This window comes from Zunongwangia sp. SCSIO 43204, assembly GCF_019904275.1.
Taxonomy (GTDB): domain Bacteria; phylum Bacteroidota; class Bacteroidia; order Flavobacteriales; family Flavobacteriaceae; genus Zunongwangia; species Zunongwangia mangrovi.
Map to the genome: position 1 here is coordinate 3686253 of NZ_CP063204.1, position 22277 is coordinate 3708529.

Annotated in this window: 16 protein-coding genes; 2 read left to right on the plus strand and 14 right to left on the minus strand. The window is 36.1% G+C overall.

Translation table 11 applies throughout. The features are described 5' to 3' along the window. Positions 1-355: 355 nt before the first annotated feature. From INR75_RS16380 to INR75_RS16405, 6 genes are all read right to left on the minus strand, one after another. Positions 356-1840, minus strand: coding sequence for a TolC family protein (locus tag INR75_RS16380; protein ID WP_223089635.1), 1485 nt, complete (start codon positions 1838-1840; stop codon positions 356-358). After that, positions 1830-4994: an efflux RND transporter permease subunit gene (locus INR75_RS16385; RefSeq protein WP_223089636.1), complete on the minus strand. Its 3165-nt coding sequence runs from the start codon at positions 4992-4994 to the stop codon at positions 1830-1832. The genes INR75_RS16380 and INR75_RS16385 overlap by 11 nt, the downstream gene beginning before the upstream one ends. A 163-nt stretch (positions 4995-5157) precedes the next feature. Next, on the minus strand, positions 5158-6240 hold the full coding sequence (locus INR75_RS16390) for an efflux RND transporter periplasmic adaptor subunit (RefSeq protein ID WP_223091965.1): 1083 nt from the start codon (positions 6238-6240) through the stop codon (positions 5158-5160). 155 nt (positions 6241-6395) lie between these two features. Next, positions 6396-6839 carry a hypothetical protein gene (locus INR75_RS16395; RefSeq protein ID WP_223089637.1) on the minus strand — a complete coding sequence of 148 codons (444 nt, stop codon included), beginning with the start codon at positions 6837-6839 and terminating at the stop codon, positions 6396-6398. Between the two features lie 435 nt (positions 6840-7274). Continuing rightward, a protein-coding gene (locus INR75_RS16400; protein WP_086026153.1) for an IS3 family transposase occupies positions 7275-8479 on the minus strand; the annotation gives its coding sequence in 2 pieces (ribosomal slippage) (positions 7275-8200 and positions 8200-8479; 1206 coding nt in all). Positions 8480-8489: 10 nt separating this feature from the next. Next, positions 8490-9137 carry a hypothetical protein gene (locus tag INR75_RS16405; RefSeq protein ID WP_223089638.1) on the minus strand — a complete coding sequence of 216 codons (648 nt, stop codon included), beginning with the start codon at positions 9135-9137 and terminating at the stop codon, positions 8490-8492. A gap of 352 nt (positions 9138-9489) precedes the next feature. On the opposite strand from INR75_RS16405, the gene INR75_RS16410 reads away from it, so the two are divergent. After that, the gene (locus INR75_RS16410) at positions 9490-10188 is read left to right on the plus strand and encodes a LytTR family DNA-binding domain-containing protein (protein WP_092541489.1); all 699 of its coding nucleotides are present in this window, start codon (positions 9490-9492) and stop codon (positions 10186-10188) included. A gap of 122 nt (positions 10189-10310) precedes the next feature. Then, positions 10311-10592 carry a hypothetical protein gene (locus INR75_RS16415; RefSeq protein ID WP_223089639.1) on the plus strand — a complete coding sequence of 94 codons (282 nt, stop codon included), beginning with the start codon at positions 10311-10313 and terminating at the stop codon, positions 10590-10592. Between the two features lie 809 nt (positions 10593-11401). Here the strand turns inward: INR75_RS16415 and INR75_RS16420 are convergent. The 8 genes from INR75_RS16420 to INR75_RS16455 all read right to left on the minus strand — a co-directional run bounded on the left by INR75_RS16420 (position 11402) and on the right by INR75_RS16455 (position 22211). After that, positions 11402-13144: a hypothetical protein gene (locus tag INR75_RS16420; RefSeq protein ID WP_223089640.1), complete on the minus strand. Its 1743-nt coding sequence runs from the start codon at positions 13142-13144 to the stop codon at positions 11402-11404. Further along, on the minus strand, positions 13137-15335 hold the full coding sequence (locus INR75_RS16425) for a tryptophan-rich sensory protein (protein ID WP_223089641.1): 2199 nt from the start codon (positions 15333-15335) through the stop codon (positions 13137-13139). The genes INR75_RS16420 and INR75_RS16425 overlap by 8 nt, the downstream gene beginning before the upstream one ends. After that, positions 15332-16606, minus strand: a complete 1275-nt coding sequence (locus INR75_RS16430; RefSeq protein WP_223089642.1) for a BatA domain-containing protein — start codon at positions 16604-16606, stop codon at positions 15332-15334. Before INR75_RS16430 ends, INR75_RS16425 begins: the two co-directional genes overlap by 4 nt. Further along, on the minus strand, positions 16607-17500 hold the full coding sequence (locus tag INR75_RS16435) for a DUF58 domain-containing protein (RefSeq protein ID WP_223089643.1): 894 nt from the start codon (positions 17498-17500) through the stop codon (positions 16607-16609). Next, entirely contained in the window at positions 17501-18496 is a 996-nt protein-coding gene (locus INR75_RS16440; protein ID WP_223089644.1) for a MoxR family ATPase, read from the minus strand. It abuts the gene before it with no gap. Between the two features lie 12 nt (positions 18497-18508). Next, positions 18509-19129, minus strand: coding sequence for a DUF4159 domain-containing protein (locus INR75_RS16445; protein WP_223089645.1), 621 nt, complete (start codon positions 19127-19129; stop codon positions 18509-18511). Positions 19130-19228: 99 nt separating this feature from the next. Beyond that, entirely contained in the window at positions 19229-20545 is a 1317-nt protein-coding gene (locus tag INR75_RS16450; RefSeq protein WP_223089646.1) for a TldD/PmbA family protein, read from the minus strand. Positions 20546-20570: 25 nt separating this feature from the next. Continuing rightward, complete coding sequence (locus tag INR75_RS16455) at positions 20571-22211, minus strand: TldD/PmbA family protein (RefSeq protein WP_084841495.1); 1641 nt, start codon at positions 22209-22211, stop codon at positions 20571-20573. Positions 22212-22277 lie beyond the last annotated feature (66 nt).

Genomic DNA, 22277 nt, shown 5'->3' on the forward strand with positions numbered 1-22277 from the left:
TAGCCTGAATTGCTGAAGTAATCGTGTACAAATGTGAAAATATTAACATTAAACTCGATTTGCAGCTAAATTCAACATTATTGAAAGTATAGAAGCATTCTTGAGTAAAAACAGTTACTAAAATTCGATATTTTCAGCATTAATTCTGTAGAAAATGATAAGGTTTTGGATGCAATTTGAGAAATAGACGTAAACTTTATCAGGACAAATCTCCTAAGGTGTATTTTGAAAATCGTCTCTATTTTGAGGTGAGACTCATTCAATCTCGATTATCGAGTAAATAAAAAAAGCTCTCAGAAACATTAAAACTGAGAGCTTTTTCGGCAATTTAAATAAACAAACAATAAAGCAAATATTAATCTGTGATCCAGCCGCCACCAAGCGCCTGGTACATATTAACAACAGCAGTCATTTGCTGCATTTTGGTTTCTACAAGATCAAATTTAGACTCTAGCGCATCGCGTTGCGTCATTAGCACTTCCATATATTCAGCTCTGGCATTTCTAAATAATTTATTCGAAATTTTAATCGATTCGGTTAGCGCATCAACTTCAGCTGCTCTTAGATCGTAACTTTTCTTAAGATTATCGATTTTTGCTAATTGATTTGCCACTTCGATGTAGGCCTTTAAAACCGTTTGCTCGTAATCGAAAGCCGCCTGAATTTGCTTTGCATTCGCAGTTTTATACGCTGCTTTTATGGCATTTCGGTTAACCAAAGGCGCTACCAGATCTCCGGCAACAGAATAAATTAAAGACTCTGGCGTATTTAACAGGTAATCTGGATTAAAAGCCTGATACCCAATATTTGCTGAAATCCCAAAAGAAGGATAGAATCTGGCTTTTGCAACTTTAATATCTAATTTTGATGCCTGAAGCTCAAATTCGGCCTGTCTAATATCTGGCCTGTTTTGTAATAATTGCGATGGTAATCCTGCATCGATCTGCTTTGGCAACATATCTGCAAAAGCCTCTGTACTACGAGCAATTGGTTGAGGATAACGACCAACAAGGAAATTCAGCTTATTTTCGGTTTCTGTAATTCTTTGCTGAATATCAAATTGCAAACTTTTAGTGTGCAAGACTTCAGCATTAAATTTACTTACCGCAAGCTGAGTAACACGAGCGGCCTGCATCTGCAATTTTACGATTCTATAAGCTCTTTCCTGAATTTCGATATTATTCTTCACAATTTGAAGCTGATTGTCCAAGGCCAATAATTCGTAGTAAGAATTAGCAATTTCAGCAATAATATTTGTGACCATAAAATTTCTACCTTCTACACTAGATAAATAGTGCATCACGGCAGACTTTTTAGCGTTGTGAAGTTTGTTCCAGATATCTACTTCCCATTGCGCGTTCAGACCAATCATATAATCTGGAAGCGGATCTGGAAATTCTCTTCCTTCTTTAATTTCCAGATTTTCTTCTACTGCACCATCACGAGTATATTTACCCACTTTATCGATTCCCGCCCCTGCTTTTAAGCCAATTGAAGGTAAATATTCACCTTTTCTGGCCTGCACTTCGCTTTGTGCAATTTTTAATTCCTGAAGCATAATATTTAACTCCTGGTTATTATCCAGCGCGGTGTCTATTAAAGCTACCAAATTAGGATCGTCAAAAAATGTCTTCCAATCTATCGAAGCTGAGCTCGTAGTATCGGCCGAATTAAAACTTTTTGTAGCAAGAGAGTCCTGGGAATTATGGTAATTCCCGGGAACCTCTTTACTAGCCGTTTTCTCTGATAATGAAGGTACACAAGACGTTATACTAAGCATTATTCCTGCCGTAACGCCTAAATAAGAGAAACGTTTATATTTTTTCAATTTATTTATCATAATCAAAATCTTCGGTTAATGGATTTTCGTCTTCGTATTTAATCAATGATTTTCCTTCAGCAAGACTTCCAAAGATGTAGTAAAGTCCTGGTACAATAATTACCCCGAATACGGTTCCGAAGAACATTCCTCCAAGAGCAGAGGCTCCTAAAGTTCTATTCCCAACAGCTCCCGCTCCGGTAGCAACGATCAATGGAATTAAACCTGCGATAAACGCGAAAGACGTCATTAAAATTGGTCTAAAACGAACCTTAGCTCCTTCTATCGCTGCTTCCAGGATCGTGAGCCCTTCGCTATGTTTCATCACCGCAAATTCTACGATTAACACGGCATTTTTACCCAGCAATCCTACCAGCATGATCAAACCAATTTGAGCGTAAATATCGTTTTGAAGTCCCATTAACTTCAGCAACATAAAAGATCCAAACACTCCAACAGGTAGCGAGAATATTACCGATAATGGAATAATAAAACTTTCGTATTGTGCAGCAAGTACAAAGTATACAAAGGCCAACACGATAAGGAAAATATAAATAGACTCGTTACCGCGCTGCGCTTCGTCATAGGATAAACCTTCCCAGGCGATATCATAATTTTTAGGAAGCGTATCTTCAGCTACTTGTTTAATCGCCTCAATAGCATCTGCCGTGGTATAACCTTCAGCCGGTAATCCACGAATGGCAGCCGAATTATACATATTGAAACGAGTTACCTCGTTTGGCCCCTGCATTTTTTTCAATTTCATAAATGCTGAATACGGAACCATTTCGCCATGCTCGTTTTTCACATACATATTTAAAATATCTGAAGGCAATCGTCTAAACTGAGGATCTGATTGTACATACACCTTAAAGAAACGGTTGTATTTAATGAATCCCTGCTCGTAAGTACTACCAATTAAGATATTCAGGTTTTCCATAGCATCACCTATAGAAACTCCTTTTTGCATTGCTAGTTCACTGTTGAATTCCAATTCGTACTGCGGATAGTTTGCAGCGAAGAAGGTAAACAGTCCTTTTAGCTCTGGACGCTTTCTTAGGTTTTCCATAAACTCCTGATTGATCTTATCGAAATCCTGATAATCAGTTTCAGTATTTTCATCAAGTAATCGCATAGAAAAACCACCTGATGAACCGAAACCTGGAATTGCTGGCGGCTCAAAGAATTCTATAACCGCACCTAAGTCTTTGGATTTTTCCTCCAGCTCTTCCATAATTTCGGTAACTGTATGTTTACGATCAGACCAGTTTTTAAGGTTGATCAAACAGGTACCTGCGTTAGATCCACGCCCCTCGGTCATAATCTCATAACCTGCCAAAGAAGCAACAGATTCGATTCCTTCAACTTCTTCACAGATGTCTTGTAATTTTCTGGAAACTTCGTTAGTTCGCTCTAAAGTTGCTCCAGGAGGGGTTTGAATAATTGCATAGATTGTTCCCTGGTCTTCACTTGGCACAAAACCAGACGGTAAAACCTCGCTCTCTAAGTATACACCGGCACAAAAAGCAACTAAAATTCCGAAGGTTAACCATCTACGGCTTACCATTCGTTTTAAGATCGCTACATATTTACCGGTAAGTTTATCGAATCCTGAATTAAATTTATCCAGACCTTTAGTAAGGAAATTTTGCTTATGCTCTTTCCCATGATGATTTTTAAGCAGCATCGCACATAATACTGGTGTAAGTGTAAGTGCTATAATTGCTGAAATAACGATCGAACTGGCCATGGTAATAGAGAACTGTCTATAGAATGTTCCTACCGGGCCAGACATAAATGAAATTGGTAGGAATACTGAAACCATTACTGCGGTAATTGCGATAATTGCTCCCCCGATTTCTCCCAAAACCTGCTTTACGGCTACATAAGGAGAAATATCCGGATATTCATCGAATTTCGCATGCACCGCCTCGACGACGACAATCGCATCATCTACCACAATACCAATGGCGAGCACTAACGCAAATAGCGTTACCAGGTTAATCGAAATTCCGAAGAATTGAATTACAAAAAACGCCCCGACTAATGAAACCGGAACGGCCAAAATAGGAATTAAGGTAGAACGCCAGTCTCCTAAGAAAATAAACACCACAATCGCTACCAGGATAAATGCATCACGTAAGGTATGAACAACCTGCTCTATTGAAGCGTCTAAAAACTGTGATACATCGTAGCTAAGCTTATAATCCATACCCGGAGGAAAATCTTCTTTCATTTTCTCCAATTCAGCCTTAACTTCATCAATTACATCACTGGCGTTACTACCGTAACTCTGTTTTAATACGATCGCCGCAGATGGGTGACCGTCCAGGTTAGAATAAATATCAAAAAACTCACTTCCTAATTCTACTCTACCTATATCTTTTAATCGTAAGCTTTGTCCTTCTGGATTTGCTCTTACAATAATATTCTCGTACTCTTCAGGTTCACTATATCTACCTTTGTAGGTAAGTACATATTCTAAAGACTGGGCTTTAATCCCAGAACTTCTACCCAAACGTCCCGGCCTACCAACAATACTTTGCTCTTGCATGGCTTCCATCACTTCATCTACAGAAACATTATAGGCACGCATTCTATCTGGGTTTAGCCAAACACGCATGGCATATTTACGGCTACCTAAAATTGTGGATCTTGCGATCCCTTTTATCCTGTTTATTTCAGGAATCATTTTTACATTGGCGTAATTGTATAGAAATTTTTCATCCATACTTTCCTTTTTCGAGTAGAGGTTCACATACATCAACATACTCGGTTGGATAGGTGTAATCACTACCCCCTCCCTTTGCACCAATTCTGGCAGCAAAGGCATTACCTGGTCTACCCGCGTTTTTACCCGTACTACAGCATCGTTGGGATCTGTACCTGGTTCAAAAATTACTCGTAATGTTGCCTCACCGGCACTCGTGGCATCTGTTGCCAGATAGCGCATTCCCTGTACCCCATTTATTGAATTCTCTAATGTAATTAGAGTAGATTTCACCAAAACATCTGCACTTGCCCCGGGATAGGCCACAAAGATGTTTACTGTGGTAGGTGCAATTTGGGGAAACTGCGATATAGGCAGTTGTTTTATTGCTAAAGACCCCATAAACACAATTATTATCGAAATAACAATAGCAAATACGGGTCTATGTATAAATCGTTTAAACATAGTCTTCTTAAAATTTTACTCGATAATCGAGATTAAATCCATTTTCTAATAAAGGCCTCATGGGATAAGCCCAGAGGTAGTTCACTTACATAAGTGATTGGTATACCTATAGTTCAGCTAAAAAAATTAATGCTGAAATTGTATAATATTGATACCCGAAAAATTATTCGGCGTAAAGTTCCAGGTGACTAATAACCTCTTGCGGTTCTTCAAAATCGTACTCGATCTCGTCTCCTTCTCTAACCTTACGAAGTCCTTCTAAAAGAATAGTATCATCTTCAGAAATTCCGTCGCTAATTGCATAGATATGCGGCAGTTCACCAGCAAGACTAATTTCTCTAGACTCGATTTTGTGATCTTTGTTCACCACATATACGTAATGTTTACTAAGGACCTCGAAAGTTGCTTTTTGCGGAATTAATAGTGAATTATTAAAAGGAACCTGGGTAAGAACACTCCCAGTTTCACCATGTCTTAATAATCCTTCTGGATTAGGAAAACTTGCTCTAAAAGCGATATTACCGGTTTCGTTATTAAATTCTCCTTCTATAGTTTGAACATAACCATCATGTTTGTAGATCTGGTTATTGGCCATTAATAATTCTACTTTGGTCGTATCATCTTTGTGAACGGCTTGTTGGTAATCCAGATACTCAGCTTCTGGAACATTGTAATACACCCACATATCGCTATTATCTGATAAGCTGGTAAGTAGTTCTCCTTCTTCAACTAAACTTCCCAACTTGAGATGAAGTCTATCTACTATTCCATCGAAAGGAGCTCTAATTTCAGTAAATTCTAAATGGACTTGCGCTAGCGACTGTTCGGCTTTCGCTTTTTCTAATTTTGCTTTAGCCATTGCTAACTCGTTAGGAGCTACAACATTACTATCGGCAAGTTGTTTGGTATTTTCGTATTCTATTTGGGCAAAATGTGCTTCAGCCTCAGCCCTTTGTAATTCAGCTTTGTAAAGTTTAGGCATAATTTTAAACATTAATTGCCCTTTTTTTACAAACTGACCTTCATCTACATAAATGTCTTCAAGATAACCTCTCTCTTGCGTACGCACTTCTATATTTCGTATAGATTGAATTTGTGCAACGTATTGATTGGTTACCAAGGTATCTTTGCGAAGCGGACTCGTTACCAAATACCTGGATTTTTCTTCTTGTTTTTCTTTATGGGATTCACAGCCCATGCCTAAGAACATAGCACACAGGCTAACAATCATGAGAATTCTACTCATCATAATTTCAAATTTAAAAGTGATAAAAATTAGGGTAAACCTTATGAAAGTCTATAAACCAATGCTAAGCACAACTGTAGCCAAAAGTTTTAATAGACTATTTTGAAAAATTGAAGTTTCGCCCGGATTGTAGAAAATTATCCAGACTTAGAAAATCATATCCTAAATACGCAATATCTTACACAAATAGAAGGGTAAGATGTAATATGATTTTGTTTTGAAAAATAAGGTTTGTTATCACTACGATTGTAATCGTGATAAGCTGAAAGTACAGTGTAAAAAAGAGCCGTTATATAATCACTTCCCTCTACATATTTTTTTGAAGCACCAGCATCTGAATCTGAGTCACTATCGGCTTCTTCGATTTCGATTTCTTCGGTTTCAGAAAACTTTCTATCGGGATTCGATCTTGATCTTTCGTGAATTAACGCATCACTATCTTCAAAATAATCAAAACCAAAGTCGGATTCTATCTGCTCCTGAAATGAGATCTCACCTGCAACAAAATAATTATTTTCCTGAAGGTTATCGGCATGAAGATGGCCGTATCCATTTAGGAAAAGTACAAAAAATGATATGTATTTAAACAAAGATTTCATTTGCCGCGTCAAAGCTATAGAATCTTTGGATTACCTACAAGAACTTCTATATTAAATTACCAAAAGGCATCAACATGCTTATTTTCAGTAGCATAAAATACAGTTTTCTCAGGTTAATTATTATTTAGCTGAATAAATAAAATTTAAAATTCGATAAAATCGACTGAAGTTTTACTTATCCAGATTTTTATCACTACTGAAGCTAATTACGATTCAGGAAAATTCGACATAAAAAAATCTGATCGCAGTTTTACGATCAGATCTAAGATAATTCTATTCGATATTACACAATTTAAGGTGTAAATCTCTAAATACTTATATCAAAAAATTATCTCGTTTTAATCGGGAAAATAATCTTTTATCTTCTAAAATATATTTAAGATGACTTTCTAAAGTGTGGACTTGCAACAAAAAACTGGACAAATAGTTGAATGACTACGCTGCTAGTTTAAGGTTATACATGTCTAATTCAAATTCTCTTATAGTTCTATTTCCTAAAAAGGAATGTCTTCTTCTATTATTATACCAAGTTTCTATCCATCCAAAGATGGATAACTCCGCTTCAGATCTCAACTTATAATTGTGCCTATAAACCCATTCTACCTTTAATGATTTAAAGAACGATTCAGCAATGGCATTATCCCAGCAATTACCTTTTCTGCTCATAGATTGGTTTACTAAGCCATTGTAACTTTTAATTAATGAGGTAAACTTATGGCTGGCATATTGTATACCTCGGTCGGAATGAAAAATTAAAGACTGGGTTAAAGTAGTTTTCTTTATAGCCATATGCCAAGCCTTAATAATAGTGTCTTCTGTACTTAGATTATCGCTTAGAGCCCATCCAACAACTTTGCGGTTAAACAAATCAATAATGACAGTAAGGTATAACCAGCCCTGTTTGGTTTTGATATAGGTTATATCGCTTACCCAAACTTGATCCTGTCGGCTTACTTCAAAGTTTTGGTTTAATAAATTAGGAGCTATGGGGTAATTATGTTGACTATATGTGGTTGCTTTAAACTTACGTTTTCGTTTTGCAAACAAATAATTAGCACTCATAATACGTGCAACTCTAGGCTTTGATATTTTATAGCCTAATGTCTCTAGTTCTGTTTTTATTCTAGGTGAACCATAGCTTTGAAAGCTATCTTTAAATATAGATTTAATAAGCCCAGTTACCTTTTGATTTTCTAACCATAATTTACTTGGTCCCGATTGTAACCAATGGTAATAGCCACTTTTGCTTACTTTCAATATTTTACACATCGTCTCGACAGGAAATCTCATAAGGTGTTGTTTTATAAACCTGTATTTTTCTTGTCGCTCGCGGAGAAGATGCTGATGGCCTTTTTTAAGATGTCTCGTTCTAACTCGGCTTCTTTTAATGCCTTTTTTAATCGGGCTATCTCTTTTTCTTCATCGGTCATTTTAGGATTACCACGGCCAGGGAAACTGTTGTTACCGTAATCTTTTAACTCTCTACGCCAACGGTAAAGTACAGATGGAAATATATCCAAGTCTTCACATACTTGTTTTACATTGCCTTTAGCATAACTTAACTCGACTGCTTTTTGTTTAAATTCTAAGGTGTAATGTTTAGATTTTCTTCTCATAATTGCTAAGGTAATAACTAGCAAAAATATTCTCTCAACTTAGTGTCCGGTCTAATGTAGTAATTCCAGTGCGACGATCTTGCTTATTTGCAATACTTGGAATTAAATCTTTATATAGTGATTCAAGCTCAGATTGTAACTCTAAACTTCTTTTTATAACAAAATCTCTCCCTTTAGCACGAAGCTCTTTACATTTTAATCCGTTTTGTTTTCTTCTGTAATTGGCCAGTTTATACTGAGATTTTAGACCAGAAATATAGGCTTTATTATGAAAACACATATTTTTAAAAATGGTCTTAAAATATAAACGTTGCGACTCGTCCAATGCCTGGGAATAAAAGCAAAACGCATCTTCGATCTTTTGGTACAATGCATTAATCTTAAGATCTACAGGTATCTCGTCATCTTCATCTTCGTACTTGTTTAAGATCAACACCTTTTCTTCTTCGGTTTGATGATCCTGGTACTTAATCCTAATAGTACCTAAACCTGATTCAAGATTCTTATAAAAATTACCTTTCTCGCAAAATCCACCGTCTGTTGTAAAAGCTAAACATCTAATATTTGCTTTCTTTAATTCTTTAAGAGAATGCTTCTCATTTGGTCGAATTTGGTGCTTTTGCCTTATTTTTTTTAAGGTCTCGCTGTAGGAAATATTCCCGTTATTTGCTACTGAATTCATGGTGGTTAGATTTTTTTGATCGTTACACCACAAATCTAGATAAAGGCGTCTTAGAAAGTTCTTTCCGAAAACACAAGCTTTACTTAATACCAGGTTAAATTTTAGAGAATAGGAACACTAAATATTCATTTTCAACTTCTTGAGATTAATTCACCAAAATAAAGATCTCGTAATAAAAATGCTTTAGATTAAAAAAATGTAGATAGTGCTCATTAAAATTCAGATTATATTATATAAAACAATTAAAAGTTATTCACAATTAATTAATCTAACATACGACGGCGTTAATATTTTAATTATATTGTTAAAAAAATTAACATTTTAGGAGTTATCCTGAATACTAAATTCTAAAATGATGAGATGTATAATTGTAGATGACGAAGAATTACAAGTTTCCTTATGTAAGATACTTATTGAGGAGCATACTAATTTAGAGCTGTTAGGTACTTTTTGCAATGCATTGGATGCCCTAAAATTTATTAGATCAAATTCTGAAATCGATTTAATATTTCTCGATATTATGTTGCCAGATATTACCGGGTTCGAACTTCTTTCTTTAATGAAGGATTCTCCACAGGTAATTTTAATGTCTTCTGCAAAAGAATATGCGATCGAAGCCTTCGACTTTGATCATGTTTTAGATTACCTCCTAAAACCACTTAAAAAGAATCGATTTTTAAAGGCAGTGAATAAAGCTACTGGCCAACGCGAGCAACAAATCTTGCTAAGCCGCAAAGGGCAAAGTTCCTTTTATGTACAAAGCGATAAGCGACTTATAAAAATTAATCCTAGCGAAATCGATTTTGTTGAAGCTTGTGGCAATTATGTATTTCTTCATTTAGAATCAGAGAAAATTTTCACATACTGTAGTCTGAAAAAATTAAGCGAAAAACTCGCACCGCAAAGCTTTATACAAACACACCGTTCCTACATTATTAATATTGATAAAATTAAGGATATCGAGAATAATAGTGTTTTGATCGGAACCAAAGTCATTCCTATTAGCAGGCGTTACAAGAAAAATGTACTAAATAAAATCGATGTACTTTAAGAAGAAATACCGCTTAAATAAAAATAAATACCACTAATCATAATAATTAGACCGGTTGAATAAAAAACATCTTTAGAACCTGTTTTGATTTGTAATTTCAACAATAAGAAACAAAAGTAAGAATGGTCGCTAAAGAAAAAGATCAGTTTATAAAACTCACTGGTGTTTTAAATGCCTATACGATCAGGGATATTGAAGGCGAATTGAATTCATATTTAGAAAAGGCTACAGACATTTTAAAAATAGATATTAATAGTATTTCTGAAATCGATATACCTGCAGCATTCACGCTTTATTCTTTAAAGGAAAAGGCCAAACAAATGGGAAAACTTATCTGCATCGATAAAGAAAATTGTTACGCGATTAAAAAATTAGGAAATTATAAAATAGAAAGATTGTTATAGTTGAGGTTACATTGGTTAGATCAAGATCCGGGAGCAGAACAAAACGCATAACTACTGCTCTCGGAACTTCTAAGAAAGCAATACTAACCTGCTAGAGATTTTAAAGTTTTGTTTTTATTTTTTATTTATAAGTAGTCAGTTTCATTATTAGTTATAACTAGCTAGAATGAATTCCCAAAACCCTAAAAACCCTGAAATTAGTTTCAGGGTTTTTTATTTTCTACACGCTATATCTACGATTTCTTGTTTTTAGATCTCCTTAAAAGAATATAAAAAATAACTACCGCAAGCACATCCACAATTGCGACAATCAAGGTTATTTTTTCTATAGTACTCATTAGTTACAAAAATTTCGAATTTCAAAACTACATATATTCCTTATAAATAAACTAAATTTTAGAAGGTATATTTTACGCTTTATAAAAATTACGGGCGGATACTAGTAATTTATCATTTTGAAGCAATATAGTAAACAACCTAGTGGCAAGCCATCGAGGCATTGGTTGGAAACAAATTTTTAATTTCGAGGCAAGCATCGGGGTATTATATGCTTTGGCGGTGCCAATAAACTAAAAAAGGGAGCACGTCTGCTCCCTTTCTCCGTATTATTTCATCTTGTAGGCTAATACAAATTAACGAAATAATGATTAGGTATAGCAAACTTACGGTTTAGTGTAAAATAAATATAATATTTTCTGTTAAATTCAACTATATATATAGTTAAAAATAACTAGACGCTTTTGGAAAGAACATAATAGTATAACTCCAAAAAAGTTCAAATATTATATCGCTCTAATTTTTTCTGAAATTTAATTCCTTAAAAGTTTAGGATGTAGCCATAAAAAGGCCATAGCGATAAGAAAAGTTAGGTAAAACCAAAGTAGGTTTAATGGTCTATACAAGAATTCCTGATGATCATCCTGAGTTGTTTCTTCAAAAAATGCCCAATTACTCTTAAGTCGATCACTGCTTCTTTTTGATTTCCAACTATCTGTTTGAAACACATAAAATTCAAAATCAAAAATACTATCCCCGGCTGCTAGTTTTAAATGATTCCATCCTTCGTCTTTAGGATATAGTGCTGCCGAATAATCATCTTCTAAATCTAAATGCTGCAATAAAGGAATTTCATGCTCTAGAGAATCGATTAATTTAGGTGATTCTAAAGCTGTTTTTATAGCAAGGTTCACAGGCTCATTTTTGTTTGTAAAACTATTTTCTACTTCCCAATGAAGCATTTCTTGTGCTGGTTTAGCAAGCCTCGAAAAAACATCAGTCCAAATTTCTCTATAAACCTGATTATTTCCATTTAACACTAGCTGATAGGTATTCTGCAACATCCCACTTCCTACCTTTCCCCTGCCCAAATACTTGTAAACAACCAGATTCTTTTCATTTGCTATCAAAGAATAGGTATTATTCGAATCCTGAAAAACATAAGGAAATTTAGCAATTTCGGCTTCAGGATTTTCCGGCCATTTTATTTTTGGTAATCCATCAAGCTGAATATCAAAATCCACTAATGTTTTTTGCTGAAATGTATTTTCTGTCTGCTGAATAAAAACTCCCAAGCCATCTCTTTTAACAACCATTTCCAAATCCTGCTTTTCTTTCGCTGAAAATTGATTGAAACTTGAAATATCCACTACCAAAACATCAAAATCATTCAAAAACTCTTGGGTTATTGCTGAAAATGAAGCCTCTTCTGTATTTAAATATTCGTATTTATATCGATTACTCGTCAACTGCGTTCTTAGCGTAACCTGATGCCCTTCTTCAGCCAAAAAATTCTTTAAATAACGTGTTTCAAAACTTGGGAAATCGTTCAATACTAATATTCGCAATTTTTGGGCTGTATTTATTTTTATGGGTAAAGGCTCTTTTGCGAAGATATTTCCAACAGAATCCTGAACTTCTATCTGGTAAACAAACTCTCCTTTGACTTTAGTTTTTGCTTTCAATTCAAAGTCAGCTTCAGTAAGTGTAACCGAATCCAGCTTATTTCCTCCAAAATCTTTTAAATAAGCTTTATAGCCATCTTCAGGTTTAAAAAAATGTGCTTTTATATTCAGCATTTCACCTTCAATCAATTCCTTTGGATAGGTTATTTTATCTATTCCAGCTTGTAATTCCGCAGGTAAAAAGCTTACCTTTTTATTTTCAAATTGAAAAAGATCATAGTCTTCAATTCCATAACCCAAAACAAAAATCTCTCCCGCAGCTTCTAATTCCGGACTTATAAAATCACCCGAACTATATTCGATTTTGGTAATTTTAGGATATATTTTTTTCAAGCTGTCAAGCTGAGCTTCCTTTGCTCCTTCTGTAATTACTATGGCTTTGTTTCGCTTTTTGGTACTTTGATAAGCTGGTTTCAACGCAATGGCAAGTAATGAAGCTATTGCGATCATACCTATAAAAACTCTCAGGAAAAACACCGATTTTCTTGAATTCCTAAATTCTTTATAGATCAAAACGACCAAAAGTAACACTGCCCCCAAAAGGTAAAAACCTAAAAACTGATCGTTTAAAAATGTAATTTTACTATTCATAAACCTCCAATTCTTCAAGCATTAATTGATCCAGGCGATTTTGGTAAGCCTTCGTTGGTATCACATTTTCCTCTGGTTTTGGCAAAGCCTTGAGTAATCCCTGCTGAATTTCTTTCAAATTAAGTCCTTCCAGATCACCCCCGCTCAGTGTCTTTACATCTTTTAGTGTTGCCAAAAATTGTCCCGGTTTTTCAATGGCTTCCCTTGCCAATTCTTCCCCAGCTTTTTGAAATATTCCTTTACTCGATTCGCTTAAAGTTGTAGGTATATTTTTCTGCAATTCCTGCAATTCAGCAATGGCATTTCTAATCGCTTCAAATTCATTTTTCTGCTCAAAATCCTGCGATCTTCGATAACTTTCTACATCTTTTAATTCGCCGGTTAAACGCTTATCCTCCTTTAAAGGCGGCGGATCAAACCCAATTCGATGCACATAAATTCGGGAGCTATTTTTAATATTTTGGATTAATTCTAAAGCCCGGTATTGGTATTCTAAAGAAGCTTTTGGCTCGTACACCCGCAACTGCAATTCGGCATCCCACATCTCGTTTATGGCCTGCCGTAGCTGACTTTTCAAGGATTTTGCAAACAAAGTCGATTCTTCCGGATCTGAATGATTATGAACATATTTTTCTAATGGGTCTTCCTTATCATCGCTTTCATTTTCATGCTCTTCAACCAAATTATGCTCGCTATCACTATCATGTCGATGCGAATATTCTGCCAGCAAATCTTCTTCTCCATCCAAACTTTCAGCATTTTCAGCCGCCAGACTTCCTTCGGCTTCGTCTCCCATAAATTGCCCGTATTTTAAGCGTAAAGACTTTTGATCGAACCCAAGATTATTGCTTCTGGTTTCAAATTCTTTTCGGCTTATTTCTGGCTGTTCTTTGATCAGTTTTTCGGTATCGATGATGAGTTGCCGCTGACTCCTAAAATAATCTGGCAGCAAATCGACGCCCATTCCGCCGGCCTCCATATAATCCATTTCCACCGTGTCTTTAATCACCGCAAAATAGGTTTCGCTTCTGGAAACATTTGCCCTAGGCTGTTTTAAATCTAAAGCTTCTACATAGAAATAAAGCTCGTCTCCCGGTCCCATTTTTAATTGATCCAGATCGATTTGCTGGTCGAGATCAAGGCTTTTTGAACCCGAATTTATTTCTTGCTGAAATTCGATCTTTTCTTCCCTAAATTTTACAGATTCGCCGCTTCCTTTACTTACCGTTGCAATGATATACGCGTTAGCTATTCCAAAATCATCGCTAATCTTTGATACAAATTGAAGTCTTTTTTCTTCGGAAAACTCAAATGAACTAAACTGATCTAAATTTTCGATCTCGATCACCGGATCTTCATCATCAAAAACACTAATACTATGCAGATCTGAAATATACTCGTTCCCCAGCGAATCGAAATACCTGAAATTATACACACCAGATTCGTTAATTTTTCTACTGAATTTAAACTGCTCGTTTTCACCCTTCATTTTGTAGGAATCTGACTGAAATTCTAAGAAAACCGAGTCAATTTTCTGATCAAAATCAACCGTCCAGCTTAATGCTGAATTTTCTAAAACTTCAACATCCATTTTTTTACTTCGGAATTTGCCAATTCTTGTATAATCTGGATAGCGAATTTCTAAAGTATAATTTGCAACAGCGGGAGTATAGCCTGAAGAAGCAACCGAATCTACTGAAGTAAAAGTGACCGAATCATCCATCCGATTTTGTTGAAAATCAGACATGTTTTTAAGCGTAATTCCAAAATATCGCAAACCAAAACCAATCGCCAGGCAACAAATCAATAAAACACTTAAACTTCTAAATGAAACCGGTGGTTGTAATGATTTAGATTTCTCCTGAAGTCGTTTCGCAATTTTTTCTCGCTGCAATTGGCCAATATTGGATAATTCTGATTCCTTTTTTAAAAGTAATCCTGAACTATGTTCTAGATCGCTAAAACGAGAATCTATAAATCTTAAAACCTCTTGAAGCCCTATTCTGAAAGGTTTAATAATGACTATTCCAATGATAAACAGCACTAAAAAAACTGGTGCTAGAACCCATAATTTCGCCCCTAAAGCCCACAAAATAATTAACGGAGCTATTGCAAAACCCAAAATCTTTAGCCAGGCATAAATTTGCCAGCGCTTTTTAAAATCAAAAAGAATGTTCGCTGCCTGTTTCATTGCTCTCTTAGTTTTGAAACGATTCTTTCAATAATAAAAACCACTAAAAAAGCGAACCAAAGCCAGGGCGTCCAATCGAATTTTGCCATATAACTACTTTTGCTGCCCTCTTTAAAAACTGGAGCTAAAATAGATTTATCTATATTTCGAGTATCAGTTTCTGCAATTTTCGAGTCGATCTTTGGATGTAAATCGATAAGTTGTAAGAGATCTTCAGCAAGATGAGCTTCTAGAATATTCTTTCGGTGTAAAGTATCCGTTAATTGAAAAACACCGGCTTTCGCGGTTTTTTCGATTAGATTTTCAGCATAAATATTCGGTTTAAAAATTAGAATTTTGTCATCGGAATCCGGGATTTCCTTTTGGCTTAACCAAACTAAAATGTCTAGATTTTTAATGGATCTTCCACTTAAGCTTCCTTGCTCAAATTCGCTAAAAACAATCGGCCTTTTTAAATATTTCCCTAAAGCTGAAAATGAAGCTTTTAAATATTCAACCTGATTCTCAATCTTCAAATCATCATAAAACTGAACGCGAATCGTATCCAATTCGGTTCTCAATACATTTTCAGGAATAGAATATCCATCAATGTCTTTTGCAGCTATTCTCTGCTTAGAAAATCGTCCCAAATTTTGTACAATATCAAATTGTAAAAGCTCCAAAGAATCTTTAAACGTAGTAACTTCAATAATTTCGCTGGTACTTTCAGTAGAATCAATTAAAATCCAGTTTACTTTTTGAGAAATTTCAGGTCGTTTTCCTTTAATTCCGCTTACTTTTCCTTTACTAAAAACCACAAGACTATCGCTATGCAGCTTAGAAAATTGCTGCGCTAATTGCCAATATTGGGGATTTTCGAGCTGTTTTTTTTCAGTATCAAATTCAGTTTTTTCTTCAGCATAAACAGGAAAATCTTTAGCTAATAAATAAACTTCATTATTCTTATTTATCGAATCTACTAAAGTCCTAATACTATTCAATTTCAGCAAAGATGGTTCTACCACATAAGCGACCTCTAGATTCGATCGTTTAGAAATCGAAACCGGAGCTGCCAAAATAAAACAGATCAAACTGACTAAAATTATCCGTAAAAGCAATAAAATAAACTCGTTAAACTGCAATCTGCTACTCTTTGAAGTCTGGCTTTCTTTAATTAGCCGTATGCTTCCCACTTTTATGGTTTTCCCCTCGCTTTTATTCCATAAATGGATAGCGATAGGCACCAAAAGTCCTAAAAGGCTCCATAAATAAGTGGGGTTTACGAAAGACATTTAAGCTAGTTTAATTCGTTTTTTGAGGTATAATTTTAAAGTTTCGGTCAGTGGCTCGTTCATTTTGAATAGTTGATAATCGATGCCATTTCCCAGGAAAAAATCTTCGTTTTCCTTTATATTTTTTTCCAGATCTTTTAAATATTGATCTTTAGCTTCTTTTGCTGAAATTTTTACTTTTTCGCCAGTTTCAATATCCTCGAAAGTTAGTGTTCCATTATACTGAAATTCCATTTCCTGCGCTCCCATAATTTGAAGTACAGCAACTTCATTTCGATCTGTTTTCAGTCCTTTTGCGAATTCCTGCAATTCGTATTGATGCTGATGCATATCGGTAATAAAAAAGACGATCTCTTTGCGATTATGACTATAAATTTGATTAAAAGAAGTCGATTTTTCTGGCCATTTTCCTCGATTTTCAATAGAAATCAATTCGTGCAACAATCGGTTAAAATCCTTTTTCACTGCTCTTGGATAAACCGCCTGCAATTGATGCTGATTTAAAGCAAAAAGTCCAACATCGTCGCCCTGGCCATGCGCCAGATAAGATATTGATGCAACCAAAATTCTTACAAAATCCATCTTTGTAAAAGCATTTTCACTATGCTCCATCGAAGCACTAGCATCTAAAATGAATTTTACGCTGATCTGCGATTCGATTTCAGATTGTTTGATATAATAGCGTCCAGATCTGGCGAGCATTTTCCAATCTAACAAGCGCAAATCGTCGCCGGCTTCGTAACCACGATACTGGCTAAATTCCATCCCCACGCCAAGATGCCTGCTTTTATTCAGTCCCTGTAAATAACCATCAACAATTACTCGGGACATTAGGCTTAAGCCCGAAACTTCCCTTACAATCTCTGGTTTTAAAAGTTCCTGATACATATTCATCTAAACAGCGATATTCTTCAAAAGATCTTTAGTAACCTCATCTGAGGTTATTCGTGCAGCTTCCGCCTTAAAATTCACGATCACCCGATGGCGCAACACAGGATAAGCCACCGCATCGATATCTTCTTTGGTTACCGCAAGTCTTTTTTGCGATAAGGCTCTGGCTTTTGCTGTTAGGATCATGGCCTGTCCCGCTCTTGGCCCCGCTCCCCAACTCACCCATTCTTTTACAAAATTGTTGGTTGAAGTTTCAGGTCGTGTTGCCCTAACGATTTTGCTCACATAACTTATTAGATCATCACTAATTGGCAATTCCCTAACCAGCTGTTGTAGGCGTACAATTTCTTCTCCGCTGATAACCGAATTCACTTTTGTTTTTACTGAACTAGTCGTACTTTTTAAAATACTGGCTTCTTCCTGCTCTGTTGGATATCCAATTTTTATATATAACAGAAAACGGTCTTGTTGTGCTTCTGGTAATGGGAAAGTTCCCGACTGCTCTATAGGATTTTGAGTAGCCAGAATGAAAAATGGCTTATCCAGCTTGTAGGTTTTTCCTGAAAAAGTCACTTCAAACTCCTGCATGGCTTCTAACAAAGCAGCCTGGGTTTTTGGTGGCGTTCTGTTAATTTCGTCAGCAAGGATAATATTCGAGAAAATTGGCCCTTTATTGAACTCAAAAAACTTTTTACCGGTAGAGTGATCTTCTTCTAAGATTTCTGTACCAATAATATCTGAAGGCATAAGATCTGGCGTAAACTGAATTCGTCTAAACTTAAGATCGATCGCATCAGACAATGTTCTAATCATTAAGGTTTTTGCCAATCCGGGAACACCTTCCAGCAGTGCGTGACCGCCAGCCAGAAACGTAATTAATAATTGTTCTATCGTTTCTTCCTGGCCAATAATGATCTTTCCTATCTCTTTTTTTAGAAGTTCGATCTTCGTAGTTAGGCTGTCTACTTCTTTTTCAAGATTTGATAATTCTGTATTCATATTTTAAAACTCTTATGCGGTTAGTGCATACATTACGATGTTTACACCAAAGCGAGTATTATCTATTCTATAAAATCTTTTATTTCTGAAATCATAATCCCATTCGCAACCATAATCTTTGTTGGAATACAAAACTCCAATTTTTCCGTTGACTTCGATGGCTTTAAGATATTCGTGAACCAAATCGTCTCCCCAACCATTTAGTTCTTGTGAAGTAGTTGGCGGGCCGTCTTCAAACTCAAAAAAACTTGAATAGATCTGGTGATCATTTGGGATCTTTTTTAATTTCTGAGGCCCAAAAAGTTCATCCATTTGCCGCTCAAAGGATTTTGCGAAAAGTCCATCGATATCATGATTGCAATCGTCTACAAATACAAATCCGCCGTTTTCAACATACTTCTTAAAATTATCGCTTTCGGCTTTGGTAAATTGCACCAATTTGTGTCCCGATAAATAACAAAAAGGGCAGTTAAAAATTTCATCACTTCCCAGAGAAATAATGTTTTCCTGAGTATCTACGGGCAACGAGGTATATTCGATCAAAGAATTTAAAAGGTTGGAAGGCATTCGCTGGTCTACATCCCAATCTCCCGATTCGTATTGTAATCTGGTAAAGAAAAAATTCTTATTCAAATTGAGGGGCTTCGGTTATGAATTTTCTTTTGGTTCAAATCAAATCCAAAATCTCATGAAGGATTCACAAGATTTTGGATTTTATATTTTCAGCATTAATTAAACAGCGTCTGAAAGGCTGGTAAATGTAAAGTCTCTAATTTTCATATACGGAATTAAACTTCCGTTTACTCTAACCTGTTCGCCCAAAGCTTCCAGGTTATTTAGCATGATAATCGGACTTTCATTAAACCTGAAATTCTTTACAGGATATTTAATTTCGCCATTTTCGATATAAAAAGTTCCGTCTCTCGTAAGACCTGTGTACAGCAAGGTTTGCGGATCTACAGATCGTATATACCAGAATCGTGTCACTAGGATTCCACGTTTGGTGCTTTTAATTAATTCTTCGCGAGACATATCACCACCTTCCATGATCATATTTGGCGGAAAAGGCACAGGGTCTACGCCACTTTTTGACGCCCAATATCTATCGTATGCAAGATTTTTAACAACCCCATTTTCTAACCAGGTTGTTTTTTTAAGCGGTAAACCATCACCATTCCACGTCGCCGTTGGAACATCTGGATGCAAAGGATCACTCCAAATATTTACACGCTCGTCTACTATTTTTTCCCCAAACTTAGTTCCGCCGCCTTCTTTAGACATAAAACTACGACCTTCGTCTGCAGTACGTGCGCCAAGTGAACGATACATATTTCTTAGTAAATCTCCGGCCGCAGCAGGTTCTAAAATTACGGTGTATCTTCCTGGCTCGATCGCTCTAGCTTTTTTAGAAAGTACTGCTTTTTCTATTGCTATAGCTGAAGCTTCTTCTGGATCGAACTTCGAAATATCATTATAGTCTCTGGTTACCCATCCAGAACCTGTACCATCATTAGTTCGCATGGTTACCGTAAAATCTACACTAGTCGATTTATCGTAAGCATACAATCCTTTAGAATTTAACATGGCTCTAAAAGAAGCGCCATCATCTAAAAATCCGGCTGCAGTCACATCTTGTTCTGAAGCGGGTTTAATACTACTTGCAGCAACTTCAGCGCGATATTCTGGTTTAATATTCGCTGTTGCTTCAACGTAATTTACGGGTTTGTCGTAGGTTTGTGGCTCTAAAGGATCCATAAATTCAGGATTCTCTGGAGAAAGCTGTGCTAATTCTTCAGCACGTTTTACAACACTTTGCAAAGAATCGTCATCAAATTCATCGATTGTTGCGGTTCCAGATTTCTTTCCGTAGTTGGCCACCACCTGTAAAGATTGGTTGGATTGATGCCCTGCTGTAGAAACGGTATTTCTAGCGTAACGAATATTTCCGCTTTCGCTTCCGCTTAGATACATTACACAAGCATCTGCTTTAGAAAAGCTCATTGCTTTATCAAGAATTTCACGAGCTTCTTGTTCAGTATATATTGCCATTTTTTAATTTGTTAGGTTAGAGAATTTAGATGCTTCTTCCTGTATTGATCACATTTACATCTTTAAATCGCGAAGTAGAACTTCCATGAGAAACGGCGCTAACCTGTGGTGGCTGACCTTTTCCATCGAAGAACGAACCAAATAAACGATAATCACTCTCGTCACAGATCTTTACGCAAGAGTTCCAAAACTCCTGGGTATTCGACTGGTACGCAACATCATTTAACATTCCTACGATCTTCCCGTCCTTAATTTCGTAAAAAACGGTACCTCCAAACTGGAAGTTATAACGCTGTTGATCGATCGAATACGAACCACGACCCGCGATATAAATCCCTTTTTCTACATCTTTTATCATTTCTTCTACCGAGTATTTTTCTTTCCCCGGTTCTAAAGAAACATTTGGCATTCTTTGAAACTGAACATCATTCCAGCTTTGTGCATAACAACAACCATGAGACTCGTTTTGATCGATAATTTTTACCTGATCTCTTATCGCTTCGTAATTCACTAAAATGCCATTTCTAATAAGATCCCATTTTTTGGTTTTTACACCTTCATCATCATAACCAACAGCTCCTAAGGAATGTGGCTGCGTTTTATCTGCCACGATATTTACTTTATCGCTACCATATTTAAAGTCTCCAGATTTCCACTTGTCTAAAGTCGCAAAACTGGTACCAGCATAGTTCGCTTCGTAACCAAGAACTCGGTCTAATTCTAGCGGATGCCCTACCGATTCGTGAATGGTAAGTCCTAAATGATTAGGCTCTAAAACAAGATCGTATTTTCCTGGCTGAACAGATTCTGCCGTAAGCATTTCCTTAGCTTGTTTAGCAGCTAAAGTGGCATCCTCTATAATATCGTAGCTATTTCTATATAATTTTAAGCCGGCTGGGCCAACTAATTTTTCACTTTCTAAACCGTCTAAATATTCGTAGCCCATTCCCATTGGTGCGCTTAAAGCAGATCTGGATTTAAACTTTCCTGCCGTACGATCGATAGCCGTTACATCGAAAGTTGGCCAGATTCTATGAATATCCTGGTCAATATACGAACCATCTGTAGAAGCAAAATATTTTTGCTCGTTCACCATGAATAATGAGGAATTCACAAAATTGGCTCCGTTATTCATCGCAGCAGAATTCGCATCTAAAAGCAATTCTACTTTTTGAGAAACCGGAATTTCTTTAAAATCTTTTTTAATAGGCGTTTTCCAGCTTACTTCGCCGTGCGCTTCAACTGGTGCTAATTGTACTGGTTCTTTCTGAATTTTAGAATTCGCTTTTGCAATGGCTACAGCCTGGCTGGTCGCTTTCTTGATTCCGTCTTCAGTCACGTCATTGGTTGAAGCAAATCCCCAGGTTCCTTCAGCAATTACACGAATTCCTATTCCAAAGGATTCGGTATTTACTACATTTTGTACTTTATCTTCACGAGTAAATACATATTGATTTAAGTATCGGCCAATACGAGCATCTGCATAACTTGCACCCAGATTTCTGGCAGTATTTAAGGCTACATCGGCAAGGATCTTTTTTGCAGCTACATCTAATCCCGGTTCTAAAAGGGCTTCAGCAGCAATATTACTTCCCATCGTAGAAAAAGGAAGCATCATAGCCCCTAAACCCATTCCGGTTAATTGGACAAAGTCTCTTCTTTTCATAAATTAAGTTTGTTTTGAGTTGGCTAACGTTTTTAGTGCTTGGCTTTCTAAGGGAAAAATAAAAAA